This is a genomic window from Devosia lacusdianchii, from assembly GCF_022429625.1.
GTDB lineage: Bacteria > Pseudomonadota > Alphaproteobacteria > Rhizobiales > Devosiaceae > Devosia > Devosia lacusdianchii.
This window is the reverse complement of record NZ_CP092483.1, coordinates 2923871-2943961: the sequence shown is the minus strand read 5'-3', so window position 1 is coordinate 2943961 and position 20091 is coordinate 2923871. Positions and strand designations below refer to the sequence as shown.

13 protein-coding genes and 1 tRNA gene are annotated in these 20091 nt (G+C 59.8%); 8 read left to right on the top strand and 6 right to left on the bottom strand.

Features of this window, described 5'->3' with window-relative positions; genetic code table 11:
- Positions 1-11: 11 nt before the first annotated feature.
- The 5 genes from pstB to MF606_RS14485 all read right to left on the bottom strand — a co-directional run bounded on the left by pstB (position 12) and on the right by MF606_RS14485 (position 5755).
- Entirely contained in the window at positions 12-794 is a 783-nt protein-coding gene (gene pstB, locus MF606_RS14505; protein WP_240233857.1) for a phosphate ABC transporter ATP-binding protein PstB, read from the bottom strand.
- 70 nt (positions 795-864) lie between these two features.
- The gene (gene pstA, locus MF606_RS14500; protein ID WP_338084375.1) at positions 865-2229 is read right to left on the bottom strand and encodes a phosphate ABC transporter permease PstA; all 1365 of its coding nucleotides are present in this window, start codon (positions 2227-2229) and stop codon (positions 865-867) included.
- 2 nt (positions 2230-2231) lie between these two features.
- Positions 2232-3611 carry a phosphate ABC transporter permease subunit PstC gene (pstC, locus tag MF606_RS14495; RefSeq protein WP_240230058.1) on the bottom strand — a complete coding sequence of 460 codons (1380 nt, stop codon included), beginning with the start codon at positions 3609-3611 and terminating at the stop codon, positions 2232-2234.
- A 66-nt stretch (positions 3612-3677) separates the two neighbouring features.
- Complete coding sequence (locus MF606_RS14490; RefSeq protein WP_240230057.1) at positions 3678-4697, bottom strand: PstS family phosphate ABC transporter substrate-binding protein; 1020 nt, start codon at positions 4695-4697, stop codon at positions 3678-3680.
- Between the two features lie 302 nt (positions 4698-4999).
- Positions 5000-5755 carry an IclR family transcriptional regulator gene (locus MF606_RS14485; RefSeq protein WP_240230056.1) on the bottom strand — a complete coding sequence of 252 codons (756 nt, stop codon included), beginning with the start codon at positions 5753-5755 and terminating at the stop codon, positions 5000-5002.
- Between the two features lie 160 nt (positions 5756-5915).
- Between MF606_RS14485 and MF606_RS14480 the strand changes: the two genes are divergently transcribed.
- Positions 5916-5991, top strand: a tRNA-Ile gene (locus MF606_RS14480).
- Between the two features lie 113 nt (positions 5992-6104).
- Here the strand turns inward: MF606_RS14480 and MF606_RS14475 are convergent.
- Entirely contained in the window at positions 6105-6992 is an 888-nt protein-coding gene (locus tag MF606_RS14475; RefSeq protein ID WP_240230055.1) for a hypothetical protein, read from the bottom strand.
- Between the two features lie 114 nt (positions 6993-7106).
- Here MF606_RS14475 and MF606_RS14470 point away from each other — a divergent pair, with 114 nt between their 5' ends.
- The 7 genes from MF606_RS14470 (at position 7107) to pglZ (ending at position 20080) form a co-directional block, all read left to right on the top strand.
- Positions 7107-8399, top strand: coding sequence for a hypothetical protein (locus MF606_RS14470; RefSeq protein WP_240230054.1), 1293 nt, complete (start codon positions 7107-7109; stop codon positions 8397-8399).
- 112 nt (positions 8400-8511) lie between these two features.
- The gene (locus MF606_RS14465; RefSeq protein ID WP_240230053.1) at positions 8512-9351 is read left to right on the top strand and encodes a BrxR family helix-turn-helix transcriptional regulator; all 840 of its coding nucleotides are present in this window, start codon (positions 8512-8514) and stop codon (positions 9349-9351) included.
- Positions 9348-9944 carry a DUF1819 family protein gene (locus MF606_RS14460; RefSeq protein ID WP_240230052.1) on the top strand — a complete coding sequence of 199 codons (597 nt, stop codon included), beginning with the start codon at positions 9348-9350 and terminating at the stop codon, positions 9942-9944. Before MF606_RS14465 ends, MF606_RS14460 begins: the two co-directional genes overlap by 4 nt.
- Positions 9945-9946: 2 nt before the next feature.
- On the top strand, positions 9947-10537 hold the full coding sequence (locus MF606_RS14455; protein WP_240230051.1) for a DUF1788 domain-containing protein: 591 nt from the start codon (positions 9947-9949) through the stop codon (positions 10535-10537).
- Between the two features lie 3 nt (positions 10538-10540).
- A complete protein-coding gene (gene brxC / locus MF606_RS14450) occupies positions 10541-14041 on the top strand; it encodes a BREX system P-loop protein BrxC (protein ID WP_240230050.1) in 3501 nt (1166 codons plus the stop codon).
- A complete protein-coding gene (gene pglX / locus MF606_RS14445) occupies positions 14041-17586 on the top strand; it encodes a BREX-1 system adenine-specific DNA-methyltransferase PglX (protein ID WP_240230049.1) in 3546 nt (1181 codons plus the stop codon). The genes brxC and pglX overlap by 1 nt, the downstream gene beginning before the upstream one ends.
- The gene (gene pglZ, locus MF606_RS14440) at positions 17579-20080 is read left to right on the top strand and encodes a BREX-1 system phosphatase PglZ type A (RefSeq protein WP_240230048.1); all 2502 of its coding nucleotides are present in this window, start codon (positions 17579-17581) and stop codon (positions 20078-20080) included. Before pglX ends, pglZ begins: the two co-directional genes overlap by 8 nt.
- Positions 20081-20091: the final 11 nt, after the last annotated feature.

Genomic DNA, 20091 nt, shown 5'->3' with positions numbered 1-20091 from the left:
GATTCCTCGCCTTAGCCGATGCGGCCCATGATGTAGTCCTGGGTCTGCTTGTTGACCGGGTTGGTGAAGATGTCTTCGGTGACGCCTTCCTCGATCAGATTGCCCAGGTGGAAGAAGGCCGTCTTTTGCGACACACGGGCAGCCTGCTGCATGGAGTGAGTCACGATGACGATGGTGTAGTTCTCGCGCAGTTCGTCGATGAGTTCCTCGATGATGGCGGTCGCGATCGGGTCGAGGGCCGAGCAGGGCTCGTCCATCAGGATGACTTCGGGACCGACGGCGATGGCGCGGGCGATGCAGAGGCGCTGCTGCTGGCCGCCGGAGAGGCCGGTGCCGGCTTCGTTGAGGCGATCCTTGACCTCCTCGAAGAGGCCGGCCTTGCGGAGCGAGGACACGACGATCTCGTCCAGATCGGTCTTGGAACGAGCCAGGCCGTGGATTTTCGGGCCATAGGCAACGTTCTCGTAGATCGACTTGGGGAAGGGATTGGGCTTCTGGAACACCATGCCGATGCGGGCGCGCAGCTCGACGACGTCGAGGGCGGGATCATAGATATCCTCGCCGTCGAGCTTGATAGTGCCGCCGACCCTGGCGCCTTCAATAGTGTCATTCATGCGGTTGATGCAGCGCAGGAAGGTGGACTTGCCACAACCCGAGGGTCCGATGAAGGAAGTGACGGCGCGATCGGGAATGTCGATCGAGATGCCGTGCAGGGCCTGCTTGGCACCGTAGTGGACGGTGACATCGCGGGCGGTGAGCCGGATCTGGCGGTCGAGCATGTCGGTGGGATTCATGGTGGTGTTCACTGATTGCTGGGTCATCTTAACCTTGCCGGCGACCATATCCATTTGGCGTGTCCTTGTCCTAGGCGCGCTTTTCGAGGCGCGAGCGCAGGTAGATGGCGACGCCGTTGAGCATGATCATCACGAGGAGGAGGACCATGATGGCGGCGGCGGTGCGGGGTTCGAAGAAATTGCGGTTTTCGTTGCCCTGCCAGAGATAAATCTGGACTGGCAAGGCGGTGGCCTGGTCGAGCGGCGTCGCCGGGACAGCGGCCACAAAGGCCTTCATGCCGATGAGCAGCAGCGGGGCGGTTTCGCCGAGCGCGTGGGCCACGCCCAGGATGGTTGCCGTCAGGATCGATGGGAAGGTGACCGGCAGCACATGGTGGAACACCATCTGCGTCTTGGATGCACCCATGCCGAGGGCGGCCTGGCGGAGCGCTGGGGAGACGCCAAGCAGGGCGCCACGGGTAGCGATAATGATGGTGGGCAGCGTCATCAGGGTCAGCACCAGGCCGCCGACCAGCGGGGCGGAGATGGGCAGGTGCATGTAGTTGATGAAGGCAGCCGCGCCGAGGAGACCGAACACGATCGAGGGCACCGCGGCAAGGTTGTTGATGTTGACCTCGATCAGATCGGTGAGGCGCGACTTTGGCGCGAACTCTTCGAGATAGACCGCTGCGGCCACCCCGATCGGTACGGCAAGCACGATGACGATCAGCATCATCCACAAGGTGCCCACAAAGGCGCCGAGCAGGCCAGCGGAGGCTGGGGCAGATCGGCTATCGACGTTGGTGAAGATGGACCATGCGAAGCCGTTGGTGATGGCCCCGGTGGCGACCATTTCGTCGATCAGCGCTCGAGCCGGGGCGGAGAGTTGCTGCTGGGCATCGCCCAGCGAACGATCGATGTTTCCCTTGATCCAGTTTTGTGCATTGGCCGACGCGAGGACATCGACTTCAACAGTCTTGCCCAGCAGGGACGGATCGGCGACAAACTGCGCCCGAACCTGGTGGCGGGCATCGGTTTCAGCGATGGCCAACAGGTCCTTGGAGTCGATCTCGAAGCCGGCCGGCGCTGCAGCGCGCAGGCTGGCTTCGATAACCTTGTTCCAGTTGAGCATAGCCAGGTCACGTTGCCACTTGAGGTTGGCGGCCTGGAAGTCTGCATCGGACTGGCCGTCGGCACGGACCGGGGCGGGTTCGACGTCGATGATCGCCGGATCAAAGGTTACCGACAGATGCACATTGGACTGAGTGAAGGCCGGGGCCCCCTTGCGGACGATGTCGACAAACAGCAGGGCAACAAAGCCGAGCGCCACGACAATGGCCGCCAGACCGAGACTCTTGAAGATATTCTCGCTGAGGTGACGCTTGCGCAAGCCGGCGCGGATCAGCTTGGTGCGTTCGATGGAGGCCTGGTGGTCAGTGGAGAGCATATCGGTCATGATTATTCGTACTGCTCCCGGAAGCGGCGGACGATGTAGAGGGCGAAGACGTTGAGGCAGAGGGTGATGACGAAGAGCGTCAGACCCAGAGCAAAGGCCACCAGCGATTGGGGACCGGCAAAATCCGAGTCGCCGGTCAGCTGGTTGACGATCGACACCGTGATGGTGGCCACCGGCTCGAAGGGATTGCCACGCAGGACCGGCGAGTTGCCGGCGGCCAAGACCACGATCATCGTTTCGCCCACGGCGCGGCTCACAGCCAGCAGGAAGGCCCCGACAATGCCGGGGAGAGCCGCGGGCAACAGCACGTTGCGAATGGTCTCGGACTTGGTGGCTCCCAGGCCATAGGCGCCATCGCGCAGGGTGCGCGGTACCTGATTGAGAATGTCGTCTGATAGGGACGACACGAAGGGGATGATCATAATGCCCATGACCACGCCCGCGGTGAGCGCACTGGTCGCCTTGATATCGAGGCCGATGAAGCCGCCGACATCACGCAGGAATGGGCCAACCGTCACCAGGGCGAAGAACCCAAAGACGATGGTGGGAATGCCGGCCAGGATCTCGATGATCGGCTTGGCCACAGCGCGGAAATTGTGGTGGGCATACTGGCTGAGATGGATTGCCGCCATCAGGCCGACCGGCACGGCCACCAGCATGGCGATGAGGGTAATCATCAGCGTGCCGGCGAGGAGCGGAAGCAGGCCATACTGACCGTGCGCGCCACCGCCGGTGGAGGAAAAGCTGGGGTTCCAGACCGTGCCAAAGAAGAAATCGATCGGGTGGATGAAGGTGAAGAACTTATAGGCCTCGCTGACCAGCGAGGCGACGATGCCGACGGTGGTCAGGATGGCAACAGCCGAGCAGGCCAGGAGCGCGATATTGATGACGCGCTCGACGGCGTTACGGGCCCGGAGGCGGGCGGTGATGCGGCTGCGGGCGTAGAGCAGCGCCGCGACACCAGCCACCGCGGCAGCAACGATGACAACCAGAAATGTGATGAACTGGAACGAGCGCAGCGCATCGCCCGCGGTCTGTTCATAGGGCAGGACTTCGCCCGCCACACCATAGCCCGATGCCAGCGACTTGATGCGGGCGATGGTGGCGTTGAGGCCGACCTGATCGAGCGACTGGACGGTTTCTACGGGGATTTGGCTGACGATGAAATTGTGGGTGATGCCATCGCCGAGCCAGGCCCAGAGGATGACGATGACGATGGTCGGAACCAGCGTCCAGATGGCGACGTAGGAGCCGTGATATTGCGGGCGGGAATGGACCTTGACGCCGTTGGCGGTCGCCAGACTGCGGCTACGGGCCCAGCCGGATTGGTAGGCCAGACCCAGCAATACAAGCAGCATGCCGGCAATTATCAGGGAATTCATCGGTACGCGCCCCCGCGGAGGAAATGAGGTGGGCCGCGCGATGGATCGCGCGGCCCGTTGGGGTTCTTACTGCGCGCCGGCTTCGAAAGCCGCGAGAACTTCGGCGGTCTTTTCGGCCGGCTGCGGGATCAGGCCAGCGGCTTCCAGCGTGCCACCGACGCCCGACATCTGCTCGGACAGGAAGAACTGGACAAACTCCTCGATGCCAGGGACCACGCCGATATGCTGGCCCTTGACGTAGAAGAACAGCGGACGGCTGACCGGATACTCGCCAGCAGCGACAGCTTCAGCCGACGGCACGACGCCGTTTACGGTCGCTACCTTGAGGGTGTCGGTGTTCTGCTCGTAGAAGCTGAGGCCGAACACGCCAACGGTGTCCTTGTTCGAGGTCAGGCGAGCGAGCGTTTCTGTATAGTCGCCAGCGATCTCAACAACGACGTCCTGACGGAAGGTGGTGCAAGCGGCGTCGAGTTCTTCTTCGCTCATCTCGGGCAGACCGGCTTCTTCGCAGCCAGCGTGAGTGACCTTTTCCTCGAACACTTCACGGGTGCCGTGGTTGGAACCCGGAATGGCCAGGGCGATCGCCTGATCGGGAAGCGAAGCGTCGACTTCGGACCACTTGGTGTACGGGTTGTCAACCATGGCGCCGTCAACGGGGACCTTGGCGGCAATGGCCTTGAACACCTGGACAGGGGTCAGGGCGAAGTCTGGGCCGGTGGCAGCAGAGGCGAACACAATGCCGTCGAAGCCGAACTGGATTTCGCGGACGTCGGTCACGCCAGCGGCGGTGCAAGCCTCGAGTTCGCTGTCCTTGATCTGGCGCGACGCATTGGCGATGTCGATGGTGTTCTCGCCGACGCCCTCGCAGAACTGCTTGAGGCCGCCGCCAGTGCCGCCCGAACCCACGACCGGGGTCTTGAACTCAGGGAAGGCAGCGCCGAATTCTTCGGCCACGATCGAAGCGAAAGGCAGAACGGTGGAGGAGCCGGCGATCTGGATGGTGTCGCGCGACTGGGCGAAAGCGGCGGATGTGCCGAACGCGGCAAGCGCGATCACGGCAGCACTGGCGAAAAGTGCAGACTTCATGGGAATTTCCCTTTCGGAATTCAGTTCAAACCTGGCTGGCCGATCCGGCAGTTCATTCCCCGGTGCCGCCCTTTGACGTGGCCGACCATATGGGGGGTACGCGACAGTTTTATTGCGATTGCATGACGCGTTTGTGACAGGTTAATGCGCTGATTGCGTTGATTTTTTCCGATGGCAAGTCGGCTGTGGCATCGCTGTGTGACATTCGAATGTGACACATTTGGTTGGGCCGGGCCGCGAGTCTGCAGGGCCCTGCAAGACGACAATAGCGGGCGATTGTGACAGTCGTGTTATCGCCCGGCCTAGCGCAGCAGGGGGCGAACTTCGGCCTGTACCTTGCGCATCAGGGGCAGGAAATTGGCGATCATGTGGGAGGTGGAGGCGCGGGCGGATTGGGCCCCGATATTCAATGCTGCCACGGTCTGGCCCTGGGCATTGAACAGCGGCACGGCGATGGAGCAGAGGCCCAGTTCGAGCTCCTCGTCGATTACGGCGAAGCCCTGGGCAGCGACAACCGCAAGTTCGGTGGTGATGGAGCCCAGATCGGCCTTGGTCTTGGCCGTGTAGGCAACGAGATCGGAGCGGTCGAGAACCTCCCTTGCCTCTGAGGCGGGCAGGGCGGCGAGCATGATGCGGCCCATGGAGGTGCAATAGGCCGGCAGGCGCGCACCGGCACCCAGATTGATCGACATGACCCGCCGGTAGGACGCGCGCGCGATGTAGAGGATTTCGGTGCCATCCAGTACGGCCGCGGACGAGCTCTCATTGATCTTGGCGGACAGCTCTTCGAGGAAGGGCTGGATCAGCCGTGGCAGTGGCGTGGCGGCGAGATAGGAATGGCCAAGATTCAGGACGCGCGGCGTCAGGCGAAAGAACTTGCCGTCATAGGTGGCATAGCCGAGATGGGTCAGCGTCAGCAGGCAGCGCCGTGCGGTGGCGCGTTCGAGGCCGGTGCGATTGGCGACATCGGTGATCGACTGGCTGGCGTGTTCCTCGTCGAAGCACTCGATGACGGACAGGCCCTTGACCAGGCCATTAATGATATCGCCTTCACGCATGTCATTCCCACCTGAGCGCTGTGCGCACGAATAGCGCCTTGCGCACGGCGTTGTCGAGGTTTGGTGCCATGCGGCGGCATGGAGGCTGCGGTTCAATTGTTCGGCCGCGCCAAATTTCCGTTGACCAAGCAGGGTCGGAAACCCTAGGAAAGCCGCCGGCGGGCCTATAGCTCAATGGTTAGAGCCGACCGCTCATAACGGTCTGGTTCCAGGTTCGAGTCCTGGTGGGCCCACCAACTATCCTTCGTTATTGTCGGATAAAATTAAGACCGAGTCGATTTCGAACAATCGGGAGTCGATCCGGCGTTTTATCCGACAGCGCCGAGACGATGTCTGTAACCTATCGAACTCAGGTCGATCCAGAATTGATCGGCAGGCTCCGAACGAGAAGTTGCAGCAGGGCGAACATGCGATGGAACACGTAATCCACCTCTTCTGAGCTGACAATCTTCTCCTGATTGGTCTCATAGTGGCGAATCTGGAGTTGGTTGCCGATTTCAGTCAGTGCTTTGGCGTCCGTCTCGAGAACAGTCCGCATACCAGGAGCACGAGCTGCCAAGTCCAGAAGGGCCTTCACGCCCGCTCGCTTGTCGGGATCCAGGAGCGTCTTTACCCTCTCGAAAGCGTCCCAGAGGCACTCGACCGCCTCCCGACGCACGTCCAGCTTAGGCGCGAGATACTTCTGCCTTGCGTCCTCAATGAGCCTGTCCAGCTCCGTGTCGCCTGTTGGAAGCCTCGGCCGCTGCAGTGCGTCTCTGATTAGTTCGGGAGCCAGCCGCGTCATCAACCCCTGATCATTCATCACGTAAGAGATACCGTTGCGTCGGAATAGCTGGTTCAGGCGATCTCGCCACCCGGCTAGCCCGGCTTCGCGATCATGATCCAGATGGTGGTGGTTCATATAGCTGTGAAACCCTCGCTTGTTGGGCTCACCGACGTTCAGGGCTATGAACTCCAAGCAATCCATGAGCTGATCGGTTGCAGGTGGGTTGTCCATGTCCCACGGCCAGAGCATGCCGGGCAATTCCGCTTCTAGGCCGTTTTTGAATGCCGCGCGGTCACAACCGCAGCAGCCGGCACCATCGGTACAGAAGTCTGGAAAGCCGAAGCCCATAGCGCCGTCTTCAATCCGTTGTTCCACGGCGTCCGCGATGGCGCGATAGACACTTGTAGGGATGATGTCCTTACTTCTTGGGATCGGGCCAGACAGCCGTTCTGTGAAGTACTCGTGTGTCATCCACCACTCATCCAGGAGACGAAAAGAAAAGCTGCACCGACACTGTGCTGGATCCAGATGCTGAACTCAACGGCTACAGTCCGCCAACAAGACCGCGACGATAAAGGAGCACTGATGGTGACCCGTGAAGAACTATACGAGCTGGTCTGGTCGCAGCCCATGACGAAGGTATGCGAGCAATTTAGTGTCTCGAGCAGCTATATGGCACGCGTCTGCTCCCTGCTGAACGTGCCGCGGCCGCCAAGGGGATATTGGGCCAAGCTGGCCGTGGGTAAAGCGCCCGCCGCCGAAGGGCTGCCCGATGCTCTGCCTGGCGATCATCTGACTTGGAACGAGAAGGGTGAGCCGCTGCCGGCATCGCCGCCAACGCGGCCTGCGATTCCACGACGGCAAAGATCGGCAACCAGGAAAAGGGTTCCGTCGACCGACGTCCACGAGTTGATCCGGAATGCTCGTGCGGAATTCCTGCGCTCGAGGCCGCGGGAGAGCGGCGGCTACCTGAAACCGAGCAAGCGGCTTCTGCCCGATATCAGCGCATCAGAAGCCCAGCTCGATCGGGTGCTCGGCGTGGCGAGCACCTTGTACAACCAGCTTGATACGCAGGGGGCGAGAGTCCTGGTGGCGCCAGGCGATCGAAGATGGCATTCAGTCAGGGTGGACGAGCGCGAGGCGCCCGATAAGGCGCGCGAATATTCTCACCGCTCAAGCGCGGCATGGTCGCCGATGCGGCCCACGGTCGCGTTCTTCGAGAACGCGGCCATCGCCATCACGGTGGTGGAGATGTCCGCCGAAGTTACCCTGCGATACGTCGGCGGCCACTACATCAGGGAAACCGAGTATCAGGCGAACCCGCGAAAGTACCGATATCCGCACTCCTTCACCACGACCGCGGAGCTGCCCATAGGCCGCATCAGGATATTCGCCTCGACGACCGAAGGCGGCGATTGGTCGGCGAGCTGGCAGGAGAAGAGCGAAGGCACCATCGAGGCGATGCTGCCTAGGATCGCCAGGGAGATCAGAGGCGCCATCCCGATCATCCTCGAAAGGGCCGAGGAAGCGCGCCGCCAGGCGGAGATCCGCCGTAAAGAATGGGAAGCCGAGCAGGACCGGTGGAGAAGGCAGGAGGATCGCCGGCGGATTGAGGAGTCGACAAAGCAGAGCAAAGATGCGCTGGGCCAGGTCATCGAGCGCTGGCGCGAACGCATGGCGGTGGAGCACTTCCTCGACGAGTTGGCCGCAGCGATCGAACAGGCGTCGGAGCCGGAACGGAGCGAATTGATGGAGCGGCTGCGGCTGGCACGGGAGTTCGTGGGTACTGCAGATGCGTTGGATTTTTTCAGAGGCTGGAGGACGCCGACGGAAATCTACACACCGGTGTACCCGGACGAGTCCAAAACCAGCTCGTGAGATGCTGAAAAAGCCGTAGCCAAGAAATATGTCTTGCGCACGATCAACGGATCCGCAACTGTGAACTCACAGAAAATGTGAGCTCGCTTCTGCGAGCCGTGTGGGGATGCCGGTGAAACAGAAATGGACGATTGAACGCCGCTTGGCATTCATCGAGTTTCGCCTGCAATGGGACGGCAGGGTCAATCGTACCGATGTAGCGACGAAATTCGGCATCTCCTTGAACCAAGCGACCAACGATCTCGTCGCCTATGCAAAGGCTGAGCCGCAAAACATCAGATATGACCTAAGCTTGAGGGCATATGTCCGAGGCGATGGCTTCAACGCTCGATACGGTACCAGCACCGCAGAGCACTACCTGGCGCAGCTGCTGGCAACGCGGGACGCGCGGCAGCAGGACACGGATCTATGGATCGGACAAATCCCAGAGGTTGAAGTCATCGCGACGCCTGTAGGGCCCGTCAGCAGTCACATCCTTCGATCCATCGTCGGCGCCGTGCTGACCGAAGAGCCGATCGACTGCCTTCTGCAGACGGAGCGCGATCCGCGGCCCTGCTGGGATACCATCGCGCCTCATGCGATGCTGATGGATGGAGCGCATTGGTCTGTGCGTGCGTACTCGCAGTCCATCCACGGTTATGCGACCATTCCACTGGCACGCATAGTCGAGATGCGTGGCGCAAACACCCCACTTGCCTCCCACGGCCCCGACGAGGATTGGTCGACGATTGTCGAGCTGCGAGTGGCACCTCAGTCCAACCTGACCGAGGCCGATCGAAACACGCTAATTCGCGACCTCGGGATCAAGGGCGAAAGCACTTCCATAAAGGTGCGGCGCGCTCTTATTCCTCAGCTTGCCAAGCGGCTTGGAATCTCGACGCCGTCCTCTCCGGCCGATCGATTGGTCATCCTGAATGTCGATGACGCCGATGTTGCGGGAGCGGTGCAATGACGATGGCCTCGTACAGCATGTCGTTCACGACCGGCGGCCTGTTCCTGAATGAGAGCATTCAGATGGCTTTCTCCTATCGATCGCTTCGCAACTGGCAGGCCGCGATCGTCGACCTGGGCCAGACCTCGACCCTCTCGGCACCAAAGCAAAAGTCCATGCAGCGCATAGGGCGCGAGATTGCCAACAGGCTTGCCACGTTGAGCGATCCCGAAATGGACTTCTTGGCCGAGACGAGTTCGCGGACCGACCAAGCCGCGTTGCTTTGGCTGGCCGTGTGCCGCACGTATCGGTTGATCCGTGAATTCGCGGTCGAGGTGATCGTCGAACGCTACGAGGCTCGTCAGCGGCATCTTCCCAAAGAACGATACGACAGCTTCGTCCATGACAAGGGCGAATGGGACGAATGGCTGGCGGCGCGTTCTGCGTCCACCATTCAACGATCGCGACAGGTCCTGTTCAAAATGATGCGTGAAGCGGGCCTGGTCAACGAGGGGCAAGAGATCCAGCGCCTCGCGATCTCCCCTGCGCTTCGTCGACTATTGGAAGAGGTGCCGCAGGACCACGGCGTGTTTCCCGGGGGAGTGAGGACATGAGCATGGGTGAAGTCGAGCGCTTCAATCACCTGGTGAAGGTGCTGACGAGCGAACGGTTCCTATCCAAGCAGGGATTGGGGAACGAGGTCCCCTTTTTCATCTGCGCCTATCCAGCCGAAGAAGGGCTGTCGATGGAGGCCGGTCGACGCAATCTGACGAAGCAGATCGGCAATTCCGGCGTGCGCGTGCTGGACCTCAACCTGTTCGACATGTCGGTCGAAATTCTTCAAGAGCGCGGCATCTTCGATCAGGTCATCGAGCTCGAGCCCACCTTGGCCAAGGACGAGCTGCTGGAATTGCTGCAGGGTGTTCTCGACCCTGCAACGCATCTCGTTCCCAGGATCGCCAGGGCGATCGCTTCAGTCGAGCACGACGTGATCTTCTTGTCTGGGATCGGCGAGGTTTACCCGTTCATCCGCTCCCACAACGTCCTCAACAATCTCCAGAGCACGGCCAAGGACAAGCCTACGGTCATGTTCTTCCCTGGAGAATACTCGCATGCGCTTGCGACCGGTGCCGAGCTGGTCCTTTTCGGCGTCATGCGGGACGACAAATACTATCGCGCTTTCAACATCCTGAATTTTGAGGTCTGATCGATGACTGCTCTTAGCCAGATCTTTTCGAAGCAGATCGATCGACCGATCGATGGCGTCATCAAGGCAGACGACGAAGCCAGCTTGCTGGTGGAGTTGGACGAGTACGTCATCACTGATGAGATAAGCCGGCGCCTCGAGCAGTTCCTCGACGCCTACAACAATTACTCCACCGCCAACGGCGTCTGGATCTCGGGCTTCTTCGGCTCTGGCAAGTCGCACCTGCTCAAGATGCTCGCGTTGCTGCTTGAGAACCGCCGGCTTGACGATGAGACGGCCTTCCAGATCTTCGAGAAGAAGGATGAGGTCCGGGGCAACCCGATGCTCGCGGGAGCGCTGCGCAAGGCAGTCTCGATCCCGTCCAAGAGCATCCTCTTCAACATCGACCAGAAAGCCGATGTCATCTCTAAGACGGACATCGACGCGCTGCTGTCGGTGTTCCAGAAGGTCTTCGACGAAATGTGCGGGTACTATGGGAAGCAGCCGCACATCGCCCAGTTCGAGCGCGACCTGGATAGCCGCGGAAAGCTGAGTGACTTCAGAGACGCTTACGCCAGGATCGCTGGCAGGCCCTGGGAGCGCGGCCGTGAGCAGGCGCTTCTGGAGAAGGCCAATATCGCGCAGGCCTTCGCCGAGGTCATGGGACCCCAACAGCTCACTGGCGACATCCTCAGCCAATACCGCACCGACACCCGTGTCTCGATCGAGGACTTCGCCAACACGGTGAAGGCTTGGATCGACACGCAGGGCCCAGACTACCGCCTGAACTTCTTCGTCGATGAGGTTGGTCAATACATCGCCGAGCACGTGAAGCTCATGACCAACCTGCAAACGATTGCCGAGAGCCTGAATACCCGGTGCAAGGGCCAGGCTTGGGTCATTGTCACTGCGCAGCAGGAGATGTCGTCGATCATTGGCGATCGATCGCAGAACCAGGGCTACGACTTCTCAAAGATCATGGCGCGTTTCGCCACGAAGATGCCGTTGAACTCGGCCGACGTCGCGGAGGTCATTCAGCGGCGCCTGCTCGAAAAGACCGAAGCCGGCGAGATCATGCTTGGCAACATGTATGATCGAGAGGAGCACAATCTCAGGACCCTCTACGACTTCACCGATGGCTCCTTGAAGCTCAAGAGCTTCAGGGACCGCGACCACTTCGTTGCGAGCTATCCGTTCCCCCCATACCAGTACGATCTCTTCCAGCTGGCGATCCGCGAACTGTCCGAGCACAACGCCTTCGAGGGCAAGCACAGCTCGGTGGGCGAGCGCAGCATGCTTGGCGTCTTCCAGGCCGTTGCGAAAAGCCTGACGACGATGGAGGTCGGCGGCATGGCTTCGTTCGACATGATGTTCGAGGGCATCAGGACGGCGCTGAAATCATCCGTGCAGCAGTCGATTCATCTGGCAGAACGCAACCTCGACGACGAGCTTGCCGTCAGGATCCTCAAGGCCCTGTTCCTGGTCAAATACGTGAAGGGTTTCAAACCCACCGTCAGGAACATCGCAATCCTTCTGCTGACAGACCCGGCGGCCGATCAGATCGCGCAGCGTCGGCGCATCGAAGAGGCCCTCGGGCTGCTCGAGCGCAACACGCTGATCCAGAACAATGGCGACAGCTACGACTTCCTGACCAACGAGGAAAAGGATGTCGAGCAGGAGATCAAGTCCACCGAGATCGACCTCAGCGAGCTTCAGAAGGACCTCGAAGAGCTCGTGTTCGACCAGGTGATCAAGCAGCGCAAGATCAAGTACGCCACCACGCAGCATGAGTATCCGTTCTCACGGCGCTTGGACGGCAGCCTCTCCGGCAAGGAGCAGGAGCTTGGTGTTCACGTCGTGACATCCCTGTCCGACGACAGGGCTTCCGACGCGGTCAAGATGCGCAGCATGGCATCTGCCGATGTCGTAGTCCTGTTGCCGGACGACGATCGCCTGATCCGCGATCTCTCGCTCTATCGCAAGACGCTGAAATTCGTTCGGCAAGCCAAGCAGAGCTCGGAGCAATCGTCGAGGACCAGGATCATCGACGAGAAGGACGAGCAGAACGCGCGGCGCTACAAGGACGTCGAGACGAGGCTGCGCAGGTTGATGTCCGATGCTCAGATCTTTGTTCGCGGAGATGAGCTCGAGCTGGCCGGCGATCCTCAGGATCGTGTTCTGAAAGCGTTCCAGACGCTGGTGGAGAAGGTATACGTCAACCTCCCGATGCTGAGGGGCGTGACCTACAAGGAAGCCGACATCGTCAAGGCCGCGTCGCCCGAGAGCACCCTGTTCGGTCGTGAAGGCGAAGGGCTGACCGAGCCGGAGCAGGAAGTACTGAACTTCGTCCAATCTCAGGATCGCACTGGCGTCCGAGTGAGCATCAAGACGCTGTTGGAGAACTTTTCTGGCAACTCCTACGGTTGGCCGGCGCCAGCAACGCTGTGCCTTGCTGCGAGCATTACGGCTCGTGGAAAGGTCGAGACCCGACTGAATGGCGTGCAGCTGGAAGGTCTGGAGCTCGCCAAGGCCCTGCAGAACACGTCGCAGCATCAATTGGTCCTGCTCTCGCCTCAGCAGGAGTTCACCGCCGCTCAGATCCGCAAGCTCAAGGAGCTTTACGGAGAGATGTTCAATCGTCCGGCAGATGCTGGCGATGCCCGGTCCCTTGGTGCCCTGTGGGCAAAGGGTATTGGGGAACTTCTTGTTGAGATCGGGAGGCTGGCTGCCCAGGTGGACAGATACCCCTTTGTCTCCTCCCTCGAGCCTCTGCGCGCGACACTGCAGGCGGCTGCCGACAAGCAGCCTGGGTGGTACGTCCTCGAACTCCCCAAGAGCGAGGACGATCTTCTCGACGGCAAGGAGGATGTACTCGATCCGATCCGCGCCTTCATGAATGGCCCCCAGAAGGCGATCTACGACGAGGTGCGTGTCTTCCTCGAGAAGAATGAATCGAACTTTCAGTACGTCGGTTTCGCCGAGGTGAAGGCCATAAAGGCCGCGCTCGAAGATCCCAACTGCCATAAGGGCGGCGTGATCCAGGGCCTGAAATCGTCCTTCTATGAGCTCAAGGCCAGCGTCGAGCTGAAGGTTCTCGAAGAGCGGAACTTCGTCGTCGCCGCCGTCGACGAGTGCCTTTCGAAGGTCCGGCAACTGTCCGAGTTCGGCTCTCTCTCCCCTGAAAGTCAGCAGTCCGTGCTCGCGCATATCGAGAGCCACAAGGAAGGCCTCGGGGAGGTGCATCTCATCGCCGTCCTCCGCGATCGTGCGACTGGTGCACGCACGCGCGTGTTGAAGGACGTGATGGCCGAGATCATGCGGCTCCTCGCGCTTCAGAACCCACCGGGTGCTGGCGACCCTCCTGGCTTGCCACCTATCGAGGAAACGTTCGTGACAGGGACGGATCTCTTCGTTCGCTGGGAACGGCCCTATCTGGCGAGCGAGCAGGACGTGGAGGCCTATTTCGAGTCCAACAAGCAGACGTTCCTGACCGAGATCCGGAAAGGTCGGAAGGTGATCGTCTGATGGATACCAATGCCCTGAAGAAGTTCGCCCAGGCGGCACGCAACCAGCTCATGGATCAGGTGCGTGGCAAACTCGGCCTTGTTCTTGCCGAAGGCAGCGCGGCGCGCCGTGAGGCGCCTCAGGCAGTGAGGGAGTTGGAGGCCGCGATCTCCCTCAATGGGCGAGAGCAGGTCGTCGAGCAGGTCGCCTATACCTGGTTCAACCGGTTCACCGCGCTCCGCTTCATGGATGCGAACGGCCTCACCTCGTTACGGGCCGTGTCGCCGGCCGATGGTCAGACTCGTCCTGAGCTTCTCGCCGAGGCTCTAGCCGGCAACGTCGGTGACGACGTTTCGACCGCCATCAAGGCCAAGGTTCTTGCGTTGCTCGACGGGCGCTCGCCATCGAGCGATCCCCAAGGCGAGGCCTATCGCCTCCTGCTAGTGACGACCTGCAACCAGTGGCATGAGCGCATGCCCTTCATGTTCGAGAAGATCAGCGACTTCACCGAGCTGCTGATGCCGGACGACCTCCTCTCGCAGAACTCGATCCTCGCCCATACCCGCAACGCAATGAACGAAGAGGCATGCCAGGACGTCGAGGTGATCGGCTGGCTGTACCAGTTCTATATCTCGGAAAAGAAGGACCAGGTCTTCGCCGGGCTGAAAAAGAACCAGAAGATCACCGCCGAGAACATCCCCGCCGCGACCCAGCTCTTCACGCCGCATTGGATCGTTCGATACCTCGTCGAGAATTCGCTAGGGCGGCTGTGGCTGCTGAACAGGCCAGGTTCGAAGCTGGCCGAGCGGATGGACTACTACATTGCGCCAGAGGAGCCAGAGACCGACTTCTTGCGCATTCAGTCGCCGAAGGAGATCAAGGTCTGCGATCCAGCCTGCGGCTCAGCTCACATGCTGACGTATGCCTTCGACCTGCTTTACGCGATCTACGAAGAGGAAGGCTTCGATCCTTCCGAGATTCCAGCTCTGATCCTGGAGCACAATCTGACCGGCATCGAGATCGACGATCGTGCGGGTGCTCTGGCTGCATTCGCGCTCGCAATGAAGGCTGCCGCGCGGCTGGGGAGACGGCGATTCCTGCGCTTGGAAGTCAAACCCAACATCGTCGTGCTGCAGAACATATCCTTTACACCGACCGAGATGCAGGATGTGGCCGCTGTGGTTGGGCGCGAACTGTTCTCGGGAGCGTTGCGCGAGACTTTGTTGCAGTTTGAGCAGGCGAAGAATCTCGGTTCCTTGATTGTGCCAAAAGTCCCTGACCCGACTGAGGCGTTGCTGGTGGTCGAGGCGCGGACTTCAAGTGCCGACCTTGTGCTAAAGCCGGTGTTGGAGCGCGTCTTGAACGTGCTACGCATGGCCAAGGCGCTGTCGTCCCAGTATCACGTCGCCATCGCCAACCCCCCCTACATGGGCGGTAAAGGTTTGAATGGAAAACTCGGCGAATTCGTTAAGGTCAACTATCCCGATAGCAAATCTGACCTCTTCGCTGTGTTTATGGAAGTAGCGCTAAGGCTTGGCGCAAAGCGCGGCCTGATTGCGATGATAAACATGCAGTCGTGGATGTTCTTGTCATCCTATGAAAAGCTGCGGGGTAAGTTGTTGTCAAACGCGACAATCTTATCCATGGCTCACATCGGCGAGCGCGGATTTGATACTATTGGCGGCGCTGTAGTCTCTACAACTGCCTTCGTCATAAAAAATGCCCATGACAAGGGTCGGTTGGGCGATTTTATACGCCTTATCGACGGCATGTCCGAAAGGGAAAAGATCTTACAGCTGCGAGAGGCTATCCAAAATCCGAACTGCGGCTGGTTCTACCGCGTATCGTCAGATGACATTACAAAGATCCCCAGTAGTCCAATAGTTTATTGGCAAACAGAACGTTTTTACGAGCTGTTTCGTACGTTGAGTGGTCTCAGCGAAATAGCCAAACCTAGGCAAGGTGCTACGACGTCAGACAATGACCGGTTCTTGCGTGCCTGGACCGAAGTCTCCAGCCAAAGTATAGGGTTTTCGCATGCAGATAGAGGGTCTGCTGCTTCTAGCGGGTGTAAATGGTTTCCTTACAACAAAGGAGGCGAGTTTCGTCGCTGGTACGGGAATCAGGAGTTCGTCATTAACTATAAGAATGACGGAGAAGAAATTAAGGAATTTCATGAGGAGCTAAACAAGACGCGCCCTGGAGGACGCCTAAAAAATCAAGAATACTACTTTTGCCAAAGCGTAAGCTGGTCAAAAATATCAACGGGGTCTTTCGCAGTAAGATATTTCCCAGCAGGGTTTATATTTGATGTTGCTGGATCGGCCATTTTCTTCGAAAGAAAGGAGGATATTTCGTATTTTATAGGTTTGTTGAACTCCACTGTAGCAACATCGTTTCTGCAGGCGTTGTCGCCCACCCTTAATTTCGAGGCTGAGCACCTGAGCAAGATACCTGTTTTTGCCACCAAGGCCCGAGATGAATATGCGGATAATACATCGAGGATCGTAGAAGAGGTCTTAAGTTGTAGCATGTCTGACTGGGACGACTACGAAACGTCTTGGGGTTTCGCTAGCCTCCCGCTGCTGTCGAGTGATCTCCGAGCAAAGACACTTGCTGACACCTATGCCAATCTACTAGCTCATTGGCAGAGCATGACAGACAAGATGCGGCGGTTAGAGGAAGATAATAACCGCATATTTATTGACGCGTATGGTCTGCGAGACCAACTCACCCCAAAGGTGCCACTCGACGAAATCACCCTCACCTGCAACCCCGCTTATCGGTATGGCGTGAAGGGATCGGAAGCCGAGCGGGAAGTTCGATTGCTTGAGGACACGGTCGCGGAGTTCCTTCACTACGCGGTCGGCTGCATGTTCGGCCGCTACAGCCTCGACACGCCCGGCTTGGTGCTGGCGAACCAAGGTGAGCGGCTAGAGGACTACCTAGATAGAGTCCCGTCGCCCACGTTTATGCCCGATAAGGACAACGTCATTCCCGTCCTAGATGGCGAGTGGTTCGCCGACGACGTCACCGAGCGCTTCCGCAAATTCCTGCGCGTCACGTTTGGGGAAGATAGCTACCGCGAGAACCTGGCGTTCGTGGAGAAGGCGTTGGGCAAGGACATCCGGAAGTGGTTCACGCGCGACTTCTTTGACTACCACGTCCGTCGTTTCAAGAAGCGCCCGATATACTGGCTGTTCTCCAGTCCCAAGGGCACGTTCCAGGCATTGATGTACATGCACCGTTATCGGCCCGAGACGGTATCGGTGCTGCTCAACGACTACCTGCGGGAGCACATCCGCAAGCTTGAGGGCCATCGCGTATCGCTGGAAAAGCAGGCCGATGATCCGTCTACGCCATCCGCAAAGGCGACCAAGGCCCGCAAGGACATCATCACCGTGTCCCAGCAGATCGACGAGCTCAAGGATTGGGAGCGCGATGTGATCTTCCCGCTCGCCCAGCAGCGGATCGAGATCGACCTCGATGACGGCGTGAAGTCGAACTATCCCAAGTTCGGCGCCGCACTGCGGACGATAAAGGGGCTGGAGGCGACCGATGAGTGAGCGGATTTCCTCCTCGCTGCGCCGGCTGTTCGACCAGCACCGCATCGTCTTCTGGTACGATGCCGATCGCGATCTTCGTCATGAGTTCGATGATGCCGATATCCCCGGAGTGACCAAGGTCGAGGTCGCGAACAACGAGTTCGGGCTGAAGTATCGCATGCTTCGGCAAGAGACCGAGCGCAAATTCCTCGTCTATCACCACGGTCCTAAGCCGGTGGACCAGACCAACTGGCTGCTCGACATCCTGCTGTCGACCACGGAATTCCATGCCGATCAGGCCACCCTATGGCTGACGGAGCTCGGGCTTCCGCTCAAGTTCGAGTGGGTCGTCCGCGACCATATGGAGTTCTATCGAGCCAAGGGGCGCGTGGAGGGTCTGAAGGCGCGCATGCATGAGACCGACACGCCGTCGCAGCTTCGGATGCGGATGCTTGCGGTCTGCGTGAATGCTGGCGGGGGTCTCGACACCATCATCGAGGCGCTGCTGGTGGAGTTCGCCGATGGATCGGACGAGTATCTTCGCCTGATCACACGCTGCAATCTCGATGGTTTCCTCTGGAAGCAGATCGGCACCGCTTACGGCTACACGGTCGAGCAGCCAAACTTCGAGGATTTCGCGCTCACGCTTTTCGACTCCGCCTACAAGCTCGCTTTCGGCGAGGCCGCTTCTCTCAAGCCTGAGGCGCAGTTGCTGGTTGCCCGTTGGAAAAACGACCGTCGCGGCAGCCAGGCCTTCGAGAAACTGTCCTCGAAATGGCAGGACGTGCTCGAGATCCCCAAGGATGTTCGAGGCCGTGAGCTCTCCACCTTGGACGGCACCGATCTTTTCGAGGAGATCGACCGCCAGCTCATCCGCTCCGTGGTGCATGCTTTGGCGGAGCAGACGCTGCCTGCGTCCGAAGCACTCCATCTGATCCGTCAGCGACGGCAGAGCCACTGGTACGAGCGCTACGCCGACATCTATCAGGCCATCGACTACGCCATTCAATTCCAGCAGGGTCTGGCCGAGGCCAATCTCGGGATGACGTCGCCGGCGGAGGCCATTCAACGCTACACCACGACCTGGTTCCGGCTAGACCAGCTCTATCGCAAGTTCATCCTGCACATGCACAGGAGCAAGCAGCCATCCATCCTGGGCGAGCTGTTCCACACGGTGGAGAACCATTACGGGTCCAGCTTCCTGCTACCGCTCAACAATGCCTGGCAGGATCAGGTCGCCAAATTGTCCGATTGGTCCGTGCCAGGCTTGCCTCGCCAAATCGATTTCTATCGGCAGCAGGCTTCGGAATTCCGTCGCAAGGACCAGAAGGTCGTCGTCATCATCTCTGACGCGCTTCGCTTCGAGATCGCCGAGCAGACCCTTACCGAGATCAAGAAGCTCGATCGTTTCGACGCGGAATTGTCGGCCATGATCGGCGTACTCCCCAGCTTCACCCAGCTGGGCATGGCTTCGTTGCTGCCGTCCAAGGCGCTGCACCTTTCGCCTGAGGACGGCTACACCGCGCTGGATGGCCAGCAGAAGATCGTTGGCACGGTCGGGCGCGAAAAGCAGCTCGGCACAGGACGCGTCGGCGACAAAGTCAAGGCCATGCCTGCCGAGGAGATGCTCGGCATGCGGGTCGATGAGGGCAAGGAACTGTTCCGCGACCACGACGTGGTCTACATCTATCACAATCAGATCGACGTGGTCGGCGACAACGCGCGCTCAGAGGAGCGTCTGCCCGAGGCCGCCGAGACTGCAGTCGCAGATCTTGTCGCCCTCGTGCGCAAGCTGACGTCGGCGAATTTCTCCAACATTCTGATCACCGCCGACCATGGCTTCATCTATCAGCATCGGCCGCTGGAGGAGAGCGACTATTCAAGCGCGAAAGCCGCCGGAGAGCAGATCCTTGCCCAGAACCGACGTTTCGTCGTCGGGCGCGGGCTGGACGCCGTCCCCGGCTTCCGGAAGTTCAGCGAGCGCCAGCTCGGTCTCGACGGCGATCTCGATGTGCTCATCCCCAACTCCATAACCCGCCTGCGAACGCAGGGCGGCGGCAGCCGCTTCGTTCATGGCGGCGCCTCGCTCCAGGAGATCGTCGTACCCCTGTTGCGCGTCGGCAAGTCCCGTGAGGCCGACACCCGCAACGTCGCCGTGCAGATCGTTTCGTCGGGCAAGAACCTGATCACGTCGGGTCAGATCTCGGTCACCTTCTACCAGTCGGAACCGATGACCGCCAAAGTCCAGGGGCGGCAGCTCCTCGCCGGCATCTATGCCGAGGACGGAACGCTGCTGTCGGACGAGCACGTCATCGACTTCGATTTCACGTCCGAGAACCCGAGGGACCGCGAGGTGCCCCGCAAGTTCCTGCTGGCGCGCGAAGCCGATGCCTACAACAACCAGACTGTTCTGCTGAAGCTCCGAGAGCGGCAGGGGAGCACGCGCTTTTTCCAGGAATATGCCAGCCAGCGTTTCCAGCTGCGCCGTGGCATCTCCGCGGACTTCGATTTCTAGAGGGGGCGCGG

Excerpts from the sequence above, each read along its gene's own strand:
- MF606_RS14460 (WP_240230052.1), top strand. The coding sequence starts at position 9,348 with ATGACGATGGCCTCGTACAGCATGTCGTTCACGACCGGCGGCCTGTTC.
- pglX (WP_240230049.1), top strand. The coding sequence starts at position 14,041 with ATGGATACCAATGCCCTGAAGAAGTTCGCCCAGGCGGCACGCAACCAG.
- pstB (WP_240233857.1), bottom strand. The coding sequence starts at position 794 with ATGAATCCCACCGACATGCTCGACCGCCAGATCCGGCTCACCGCCCGC.
- pglZ (WP_240230048.1), top strand. The coding sequence starts at position 17,579 with ATGAGTGAGCGGATTTCCTCCTCGCTGCGCCGGCTGTTCGACCAGCAC.
- pstC (WP_240230058.1), bottom strand. The coding sequence starts at position 3,611 with ATGAATTCCCTGATAATTGCCGGCATGCTGCTTGTATTGCTGGGTCTG.
- MF606_RS14485 (WP_240230056.1), bottom strand. The coding sequence starts at position 5,755 with ATGCGTGAAGGCGATATCATTAATGGCCTGGTCAAGGGCCTGTCCGTC.
- pstA (WP_338084375.1), bottom strand. The coding sequence starts at position 2,229 with ATGACCGATATGCTCTCCACTGACCACCAGGCCTCCATCGAACGCACC.
- MF606_RS14470 (WP_240230054.1), top strand. The coding sequence starts at position 7,107 with ATGGTGACCCGTGAAGAACTATACGAGCTGGTCTGGTCGCAGCCCATG.
- brxC (WP_240230050.1), top strand. The coding sequence starts at position 10,541 with ATGACTGCTCTTAGCCAGATCTTTTCGAAGCAGATCGATCGACCGATC.
- MF606_RS14475 (WP_240230055.1), bottom strand. The coding sequence starts at position 6,992 with ATGACACACGAGTACTTCACAGAACGGCTGTCTGGCCCGATCCCAAGA.
- MF606_RS14455 (WP_240230051.1), top strand. The coding sequence starts at position 9,947 with ATGGGTGAAGTCGAGCGCTTCAATCACCTGGTGAAGGTGCTGACGAGC.
- MF606_RS14490 (WP_240230057.1), bottom strand. The coding sequence starts at position 4,697 with ATGAAGTCTGCACTTTTCGCCAGTGCTGCCGTGATCGCGCTTGCCGCG.